Annotated in this window: 8 protein-coding genes; 2 read left to right on the top strand and 6 right to left on the bottom strand. The window is 69.3% G+C overall.

Translation table 11 applies throughout. The annotated features are described in order from the left end of the window. Positions 1-7: 7 nt before the first annotated feature. From V7067_RS13475 to V7067_RS13455, 5 genes are all read right to left on the bottom strand, one after another. Complete coding sequence (locus tag V7067_RS13475; RefSeq protein WP_334176420.1) at positions 8-802, bottom strand: fumarylacetoacetate hydrolase family protein; 795 nt, start codon at positions 800-802, stop codon at positions 8-10. Positions 803-863: 61 nt separating this feature from the next. Beyond that, positions 864-2,375, bottom strand: coding sequence for a 2-hydroxymuconic semialdehyde dehydrogenase (locus V7067_RS13470; RefSeq protein ID WP_334176419.1), 1,512 nt, complete (start codon positions 2,373-2,375; stop codon positions 864-866). A gap of 47 nt (positions 2,376-2,422) precedes the next feature. After that, positions 2,423-2,860 carry a heme-binding protein gene (locus V7067_RS13465; protein ID WP_334176418.1) on the bottom strand — a complete coding sequence of 146 codons (438 nt, stop codon included), beginning with the start codon at positions 2,858-2,860 and terminating at the stop codon, positions 2,423-2,425. Positions 2,861-2,955: 95 nt separating this feature from the next. Continuing rightward, positions 2,956-3,876: a catechol 2,3-dioxygenase gene (locus V7067_RS13460; protein WP_334176417.1), complete on the bottom strand. Its 921-nt coding sequence runs from the start codon at positions 3,874-3,876 to the stop codon at positions 2,956-2,958. A gap of 3 nt (positions 3,877-3,879) precedes the next feature. Then, positions 3,880-4,377, bottom strand: coding sequence for a 2Fe-2S iron-sulfur cluster binding domain-containing protein (locus V7067_RS13455; RefSeq protein WP_334176416.1), 498 nt, complete (start codon positions 4,375-4,377; stop codon positions 3,880-3,882). A gap of 601 nt (positions 4,378-4,978) precedes the next feature. On the opposite strand from V7067_RS13455, the gene V7067_RS13450 reads away from it, so the two are divergent. Both V7067_RS13450 and V7067_RS13445 read left to right on the top strand, forming a co-directional pair. Continuing rightward, positions 4,979-5,710, top strand: a complete 732-nt coding sequence (locus tag V7067_RS13450) for an FCD domain-containing protein (protein ID WP_334176415.1) — start codon at positions 4,979-4,981, stop codon at positions 5,708-5,710. 165 nt (positions 5,711-5,875) lie between these two features. Further along, positions 5,876-6,721 carry an alpha/beta fold hydrolase gene (locus tag V7067_RS13445; protein ID WP_334176414.1) on the top strand — a complete coding sequence of 282 codons (846 nt, stop codon included), beginning with the start codon at positions 5,876-5,878 and terminating at the stop codon, positions 6,719-6,721. 47 nt (positions 6,722-6,768) lie between these two features. On the opposite strand, the gene V7067_RS13440 is transcribed toward V7067_RS13445, so the two are convergent. Next, positions 6,769-7,965 (bottom strand): acyl-CoA dehydrogenase family protein, encoded by a 1,197-nt coding sequence (locus V7067_RS13440; RefSeq protein ID WP_334176421.1) that lies wholly within the window; start codon positions 7,963-7,965, stop codon positions 6,769-6,771. Positions 7,966-7,978: the final 13 nt, after the last annotated feature.

The raw sequence follows: 7,978 nt of genomic DNA, 5'->3' as shown, positions 1-7,978 counted from the left end.
ATCCCCCTCACTCCTTCCCAAACGACGCCCGAACACTGCCAAGACCCGATATGCGCACGTCGAACACATCGCCGGGCCGGACCGGGACCATCGGGCCGAGTGCGCCGGACAGGATGGTATCGCCGGCCTTCAGCGGATAGCCGGCCTTCGCCATCACTTTGGCCAGCCACAGCGCGGCGTTGAGCGGCGAGCCCATGCAGGCCGCGCCGGCGCCGACGGAGACCGGCTCGCCGGCCTTCTCCATCACCATGCCGCACAGCCGCGGATCGAAGGCGGAAAGCGGCATCGGCCGCGAACCGAGCACATAGAGCCCGGACGAGGCGTTGTCGGCGATGGTATCGGTGATGCGGATATCCCAGTTCGCGATGCGCGAGCCGACGATCTCCACCGCCGGCACCGCATAGTCGACGGCGCGGAACAGGTCGGCCACGGTCAGCCGGTCGTCCTCAAGGTCGCGGCCGAGCACGAAGGCGATCTCGGCCTCCACCTTCGGCTGCAGCACATCGGCGAGTGCGATGTCCTCGCCGTCGCCGCGCGCCATGTCGGCAAACAGCATGCCGTAGTCGGGCTGGCCGACGCCGAGCTGCTTCTGCACGGCAAGCGAGGTCAGGCCGATCTTGCGGCCGGCCAGCCGGCGGCCTTCGCCCAGCGCGCGGGCCGTGTTGATTTCCTGCACGGCATAGGCGGCGGCCAGATCGCCGGCGGTGAGAAGATCGCGGATCGGCGCGCACGGCGTGCCGGAGGCGGAAGCCGCCGCCAGCCGGTCGGCGGCCTCGCGGATCGCCCCTTCGGTCGTGGTCATGAGAATATCGTCCCCTGTTGGGAGAGGCGGGGCCGGCAGCCGGGCGCCGCCGGCGGCCCGCTCAGAGCTTGACGCAGACGTTGCTGATCTCGGTGTAGAACTCCAGCGAGTGCACGCCGCCCTCGCGGCCGATGCCGGAGGCCTTGGCGCCGCCGAAAGCGGTGCGCAGGTCGCGCAGGAACCACGAGTTCACCCAGCAGATGCCGACCTCCATCCTGGCGGCCACGCGGTGGGCGCGCGACAGGTTCTCCGTCCACACCGCCGCAGCCAGGCCGTAGGGGGTGGAATTGGCGAGCCGGATGGCCTCTTCCTCGGTGTCGAACGGGCGGATATGGCAGCACGGCCCGAAGATCTCTTCGTTGACGATGGCGGCATCGTCGGACGCGCCGATCCAGATGGTGGGTTCAACCCACGCGCCGCCTTCCAGCTCCGCCGGCATCTTCGGCACGCCGCCGCCGGTCACCACGGTGGCGCCCTCTTCCACGGCCTTGCGATAATAGCTCAGCACCTTGGTGCGGTGTTCCTGGCTGACGAGCGGGCCGATGCCGGTTGCCGGATCCTCCGGGCGGCCGAGGCGCAGTGCCTCGGCACCGGCCTTGAGGCGGGCAACGAAGGCATCGAACACCGGACGCTCGACGTAGACGCGCTCGGTGCCGAGGCAGACCTGACCGCAGTTGGAGAAGGCCGAGCGCATCGTGCCTTCAATGGCCTTGTCGAGGTCGGCATCGGCAAACACGATCGCCGGGTTCTTGCCGCCGAGCTCGAACGACACCGGGCGGATGCCGTGGGCGGCCTGGCGCATGATCGCTTCGCCGGTGCGGGTCTCGCCGGTGAAGGTGATGCCGTTGACCTTCGGGTGCTGGGTCAGGAACTCGCCGGCCGATTCCGGGCCGAAGCCGTGCACGACGTTGTAGACGCCCTTCGGCACGCCGACGGCATTCATCACCTCGCCGAGCAGGGTGGCGGTGAGGGGGGTCTCTTCGGAGGGCTTCACCACCACGGTGTTGCCGAGCGCCAGCGCCGGGCCGACCTTCCACGTCATCAGCAGCAGCGGCAGGTTCCACGGGGAGATGACGGCGATGACGCCGCGCGGCCGGCGCAGGGCGTAATTGAGCGCTCCGGTGCCGTCCGGCGTGGGCGTCTGGAAGCACTCGGTGGCGATGGTCTTCGCCACGTCGGTGAACATCTTGAAGTTCGCGGCGCCGCGCGGAATGTCGATGTGCGAGGCAAGGCTCATCGGCTTGCCGGTGTCGAGGCACTCCGCCTCAAGGAAATCGTTGAACCGGGCGTTGATGCCGTCGGCCACCGCCGCCAGCATGTCGGTGCGCTGCACCACCGTCATCCGGCCCCACTCGCCGTCGAGCGCCGCATGCGCGGCCGCAACCGCGGCATCCACCTCGGCCCGCCCGCCTTCCGGCACCGTGCCGATGAGCGAGCCGTCCACGGGGCAGAAATTCTGCCAGCTCCTGCCGGTGGAGCCCTGCGTGAACACGCCGTCGATGAAGTGGGCCGCGTCGCGCCGGGCGGCGGACTGGCTGAGCGGCTTGGCATTGGCGAGCGAATGAACGGCCATGTTGATCTCTCCCGATTTCGTCTGGCGCAGGGGCGGCCGGTGGCGGCTCACAGCCCCAGCGCGGAAAGGCCGGCGGTGGCACAGGCGCGGTCGTCGTCTTCCGACCCGCCCGACACGCCGATGGCGCCGATCACCTGCCCGTCGAGCACGATGGGCAGGCCGCCGCCGAAAAGGATGACGCCGGGCCGCAGCGCGATACCCTCGCGCAGCACCCCGCGCACGCTGACGCCCTCGCACAGCGCATCGGTGGAGGCGCCGAACACCGCGGCGGTGTAGGCCTTGTCGCGGGCGATGGAGACGGAAGCGGCAAAGGCGCCGTCGGCGCGCACGCAGGCGACGAGATCGCCGGCCGGGTCGGTCACCGCGGCCACCACCTTCACGCCGCGGGCTGCGCCGCAGGCGAGCGCGGCACTGACGGCGGCCTGCGCGGCGGCGGCACTGATGCTGTCGCGCCGGACGGCGAGGGGCGGGGGCGTGGCGGACATGGCGGTCTCCGGTCGGCATGAAAGGCGGGCGCCCGGCAAGGGGCAGGCAAAGAAAGAAGCGGGGCGGCGAATGCCGGCCGCCCCGCAAGGCAGCATCAGGTCACGACGCTGAGGAAGGCTTCGTTGAGCTGGCGCTCGTAATAGAAGATGCCCTTGCCGACATTGTCGCCGTCCCAGGTGCGGGTCGGGTTGTCCGGGTAGTAGCTGTAGCCGCCGGCGAAGACTTCGTTACGATTGCCCGACGGATCGAAGAAGTAGATCGTCTGGCCGCGGGTGATGCCGTGGCGGGTCGGGCCGATATCGATGGAGATGTCGTAGCGGGTGAGGATATCGGCGGCGTGGCCGACGTCCTTCCAGTCTTCCAGCTCGAAGGCGACGTGGTGCAGCTTGTTCGGCTCGGGATATTTCACGAAGGCGATGTCATGGGCCTTCATGGAGGTGGTGAGCCAGATCGCGAGCAGCCCGTCGGGCATGTCGACGCGCTCGGTGCAGGAGAAGTCGAGCACCTTGGTGAAGAACTCCAGCGTCTTGTCGACATCCGGGCCGTAGAACAGCGCGTGGTCGAAGCGGCGGGCGCGCATGCCGTGGGGTTCGAGCACCCACACATCCGGGTTGTGCACCAGCGGCATCGGCTCGGAGTGGTCGGCGTGGTGATAGAGCTCGATGCGCTGGCCGCAGGGCACGGTGAAGCCGATGCGCTCGCCGATGCCCGGCTGCTCGCCGGCCGGAACGTGATCGACGGCCGCGCCCCACGCTTCGACGCGGGCCTTGTAGTGCGCCAGATCGGAGAGATCGCGGACCTTGAAGGCGATGAAGTCGCAGCCCGGCTCGTCGGCCCGGCGCAGCACGATGGAGTGATGGTCGAACTCGTCGGCCGACTTCAGGTACACGCGGCCGTCGCGGCCCTCGGTGACCTGATGCAGGCCGATCCGCTTGGTGTAGTGGTCGATGGATGCCTGCATGTCCAGCACGCGGAGCTGGACGAAACCGGGACGCAGAATGCCGGTGTGGGACATCGCTTATTCCTCCAGGAAAACGGCCGCGCCGAAAACGGCGGCGTTTTTGTTGTCGTTGAGCGAGGCGGTAATTTCGGCGGCCGTCGGACACGGCCGGGCGAGGTCGCCGGCGGCAGAGGCCGCTTCAGCGGGGGCGGGCGTGCTGGCGCAGGGCCGCGCGGCAGCGGCCCCGAGCGAGGGGGCTTTGGGCAGACGCGCCGGCTCCAGTCGGAGCGTCAGGTCGGACAGGGGCGAAATCGCACAGGCCAGAACGAAGCCGTTGTTCTCGTCCTCGGCGCTGATGTGGGCGCGGCTCATGGGCAGGGTCTGATAGGCCCCCTCCAGAACGCGCGCCCGGCAGATGCCGCAGCCGCCGCGCCGGCACCCGACCGGCAGGCGTCGCGGCAGATTCTTGAGCTGGCCGAAGCCCTGCGCCCGTTCCAGGGCCACAAGCACCCGCTCGCCGGGCCGGCAACTGGCAAGGCCGCTGCCTTCGACCTCGATGGTGAAACGCTCCGTCACCGTGCAATCTCCTCCCGGCCGTCGTGTCACGCCGGCCAGCGGCCGGTGCGCAGCGGGAGGAAGAGCCCGGTCCTCAGGTGCGGATAAGCGGTCCGCGCCCGGCCGGTGGCACCGGTTACAGGCTGCGCCGGACGCGAAGCCGGAAACCGGATGCGGCAGGCCGGCTTCTGCCGTGTCGTGCCCCGTCTGCGCAGGCGCGCAGCCACGGCCGGCGGCAATGAGCCGGGCAATGCCCTCGGAACCTCCCTGCGGTGCAGCTCTTCATTGGGCGGAGCCGTCACCGTGGCTCAGGTTTATCCGGGAGGCCGGCCGGGCGTCAATCGGAATTTCGAGATTTTTTGAAATTGCGGAAAAATCGTAATTTGGACTTTATCGAGGAAAGTCGATTGTTGCCGCGATTCTCGGAATTTGTTAGTCTGAAGTCGCAGCCTTGAACGGAAACCGGTGGCGGCCGGCCCGGACTGGGTGGTTCCCTGCCCAGGGCACACCCGCAAGGCCCGCATCCCGAAACTGGCGACATTCCCTTCTTGTCACGCGCGTGCAGCTCTCCGGACGACCGATCGGGTTCGCGGGGCGGGCGCGCCGGTATGGTGGTCATAACATGGCAGAAACGGAACTGGCGCCGAAGGTGGTGGCGGCGCGCAGTCTCGTGGAGGCAGCCTACAGCACGCTGCGCCGCGAGATTCTGGACGGAACGCTTGAGCCGGGCTCGAAGCTGCGCTTCGAGATGCTGCGCCAGCGCTATGGCTTCGGCGCGAGCACGCTGCGCGAGGCGCTGACGCGTCTGGTCGGCGAATCTCTCGTGACCTCCGAAGAGCAGCGCGGCTTCCGGGTGGCGGAGATCTCGCTGGAGGACGTGGCGGACCTGACGCAGGTGCGCAAACTCATCGAGGTGGAGGCACTGCGCCAGTCGATCCTCGCCGGCGACGATGCATGGGAGGCGAACCTCGTGGCGGCCTTCCACCGCCTCTCCAAGGTGGAAGCGCGGCTGCCGACCAACCGCCTTGCCGAACAGGATGCCTTCGAGGACGCCAACCGGGCGTTCCACATGGCGCTCATCGAGGCCTGCCCCTCGCGCTGGCTGAAGCAGATGCACGGCGTGCTGTTCCAGCAGTCCGAGCGCTATCGCCGCATCTGCCTGTGCAACCGCGTGATCGAGCGCGATGTGCATGCCGAACACGCCGCGGTGATGGAAGCCGTGCTGGCGCGCGACGTGGAGCGGGCCTGCGTGCTGGAGCGCGAGCACATCCAGCGCACCCTTGACGTGCTGAAGGTGGTGTTTGCCGGCCAGGATGCGCCGGGTGGCGGCCGCGGTGCCGAACAGGATGCCTGAACAGGCCGGCGGCCGGGGCCTTTCGCCCCGGCGGGTCGGCGATAATTGCCGAAAATAAATATAATATCGAAATTATTGCCCTGCCCGGCGACCTCCCCTAAAGTCGGTGCAAGGCCGGGCGTGACGCCGGCCGCAACCGGAACGAACAGGGCGGGAGGGCTGGCGATGACCGGCGGTTTGACGGCAGCGGACAATCCGGAAATCGGCGCGGCGGTGCGCACCGGCGGCTTCCTCACCAATGTGCATGACCGGGGCACCGGACGTCCGGTGGTGTTCATCCACGGCTCGGGGCCCGGCGTTTCGGCGTGGGCCAACTGGCGCGGGGTGATTCCGGCGCTGTCGCAGCAGATGCGCGTGATCGCCCCCGACATGGCCGGTTTCGGCTACACCGGAAGCGTGCCCGGCATCGTGCCCGACCGCGCGGTGTGGATCCGCCAGCTGCTGGATCTGCTCGACGGGCTGGAGCTCGACGCGGTCGACGTGGTGGGCAATTCGTTCGGCGGGGCCATTGCGCTGGCTCTGGCCATTGCCCATCCGCAGCGCGTGCGCCGGCTGGTGCTGATGGGCAGCGTCGGCATCAGTTTTCCGATCACCGATGCGCTGGACCGGGTGTGGGGCTACGAGCCGTCGATTGCGGCGATGCGCGGCATGCTGGACCTGTTCGCCTTCGACCGCTCGCTGGTCAACGACGAGCTGGCGAAGCTGCGCTACGAGGCGAGCATCCGGCCCGGTTTTCAGGAGCGCTTCTCGGCGCTGTTTCCCGCGCCGCGCCAGCGCTGGGTCGATGCGCTGGCAAGCCGTGAGGACGATATCCGCGCCCTGCCGCACGAAACGCTCATCGTCCACGGCCGCGACGACCAGGTGATCCCGCTTGCGGTGTCGCAGCGCCTCTGCACGCTGATCGACCGCTCGCAGCTTCATGTGTTCGGCCGCTGCGGCCACTGGACCCAGATCGAGCACGCGGCGCGCTTCAGCCGGCTGGTCGGCGATTTTCTTGCCGAGGCCGGCTGAACGGGGCGGGCGGGCCCTGCGCCGGCTTCGCCCGGGCCTGAAGCCCTTTACGCCTGCCCGATGCGCCACTGGAACGGCGGGCGGGTGCCGTTGACGGCATAGTCGCCGACGATGCGGTCCTTGTAGATGCGCGGGTTGTGGTTGGCGAGCGTGCGGGCGTTGCGCCAGAAGCGGTCGAGACCGTTGGCGCGCAGCGTCGAGGAGGCGCCGAGCGCATCGAACACCGCGCTGGTGGCATCAAGGATCAGGTCGATCACCACGCCCTGCGCCGAAGCGACCTCGATTTCCGCGCGCACGCCGGCCGCCTCCAGCGCGTCGGCATCGCCGCCGGCCTCGAAGACCGCCTGCAGCGCTTCGGCCACCTTCAGCACGATGGCGCCGGCGGCATAGGCCGCGCCGGTGACGCGGCCGACGACGGCCAGCACCTGCGGATCGTGGCGCACGAGGGCGGCATTGGCGTGGCTGAAGTTGCGGGTGCGGGCGGCAACCTGCCGGGCGGTCTCGGTGGCGGCCGCGCGGCCGATGCCGGCCAGCGTGGCGAAGTGGACCAGCTGGTAGAACGCCGCGCCATAGGAAAAGCGCGTCTCGTCGCTCACCACATCCGTCACCGGAACATCGGTGAAGACGGTCGTTCCGCTCGCCGTCAGGCGCTGGCCCATGCCGTCCCAGTCGTCGTGCACCTCCACGCCCGGCGCATGGCGGGAGACGACCGCGGACAGGCCGGCGCCTGTCTCGTCGCTGGCGCCGACATCGATCCAGTCGGCGTAGAGCGAGCCGGTGGTGTAGAATTTCCGCCCCGTCAGGCGAAGGTCTCCGCCGTTGCCGGTGATGCGGGTGGAAAAGCGGTCCTGAGTAGCCGGGCCGGTTTCCGTCCACGCGCTGCCGGCGATCTCGCCGGCGGCGATGCGCGGCAGCCACAGCGCGCGGCGCTGCGGCGCGGCGGCCAGAATATCCTCGGTGAAGCCGAAGTGGGCGCGCAGCGCCTGCACCAGATTCGAATCGGCTGCCGCCAGTTCCGTCAGCAGGCCGAAGAGCTGCGGCAGCGTGGCGCCGAAGCCGCCCTCGGCAACCGGCACCCGCAGCGCCCCGAAACGCGCCTGCCGCAGCCAGCCGATTTCCTCCACCGGCAGGGTGCGGCTGACCTCGCGGGCGACCGCGCCTTCCGCAATGCGGGCGAAGATCGGACGGAAGCGGGCGGCGAGCGCCTCGTAACCGGCATCGGGGCCCGCGCCCCACTGCGGCACGGGGCCGGCCTGC

The organism is Pseudoxanthobacter sp., assembly GCF_036822375.1.
In the GTDB taxonomy this organism is placed as follows: Bacteria; Pseudomonadota; Alphaproteobacteria; order Rhizobiales; family Segnochrobactraceae; genus Pseudoxanthobacter.
Note: the sequence above shows the minus strand (reverse complement) of the source record. Positions and strands in the feature narration are given on the sequence as shown.

Bases quoted from the DNA above. Each gene is read 5' to 3' on its own strand.
- V7067_RS13460 (WP_334176417.1), bottom strand. From the start codon at position 3,876: ATGTCCCACACCGGCATTCTGCGTCCCGGTTTCGTCCAGCTCCGCGTG.
- V7067_RS13445 (WP_334176414.1), top strand. From the start codon at position 5,876: ATGACCGGCGGTTTGACGGCAGCGGACAATCCGGAAATCGGCGCGGCG.
- V7067_RS13470 (WP_334176419.1), bottom strand. From the start codon at position 2,375: ATGGCCGTTCATTCGCTCGCCAATGCCAAGCCGCTCAGCCAGTCCGCC.
- V7067_RS13450 (WP_334176415.1), top strand. From the start codon at position 4,979: ATGGCAGAAACGGAACTGGCGCCGAAGGTGGTGGCGGCGCGCAGTCTC.
- V7067_RS13465 (WP_334176418.1), bottom strand. From the start codon at position 2,860: ATGTCCGCCACGCCCCCGCCCCTCGCCGTCCGGCGCGACAGCATCAGT.
- V7067_RS13475 (WP_334176420.1), bottom strand. From the start codon at position 802: ATGACCACGACCGAAGGGGCGATCCGCGAGGCCGCCGACCGGCTGGCG.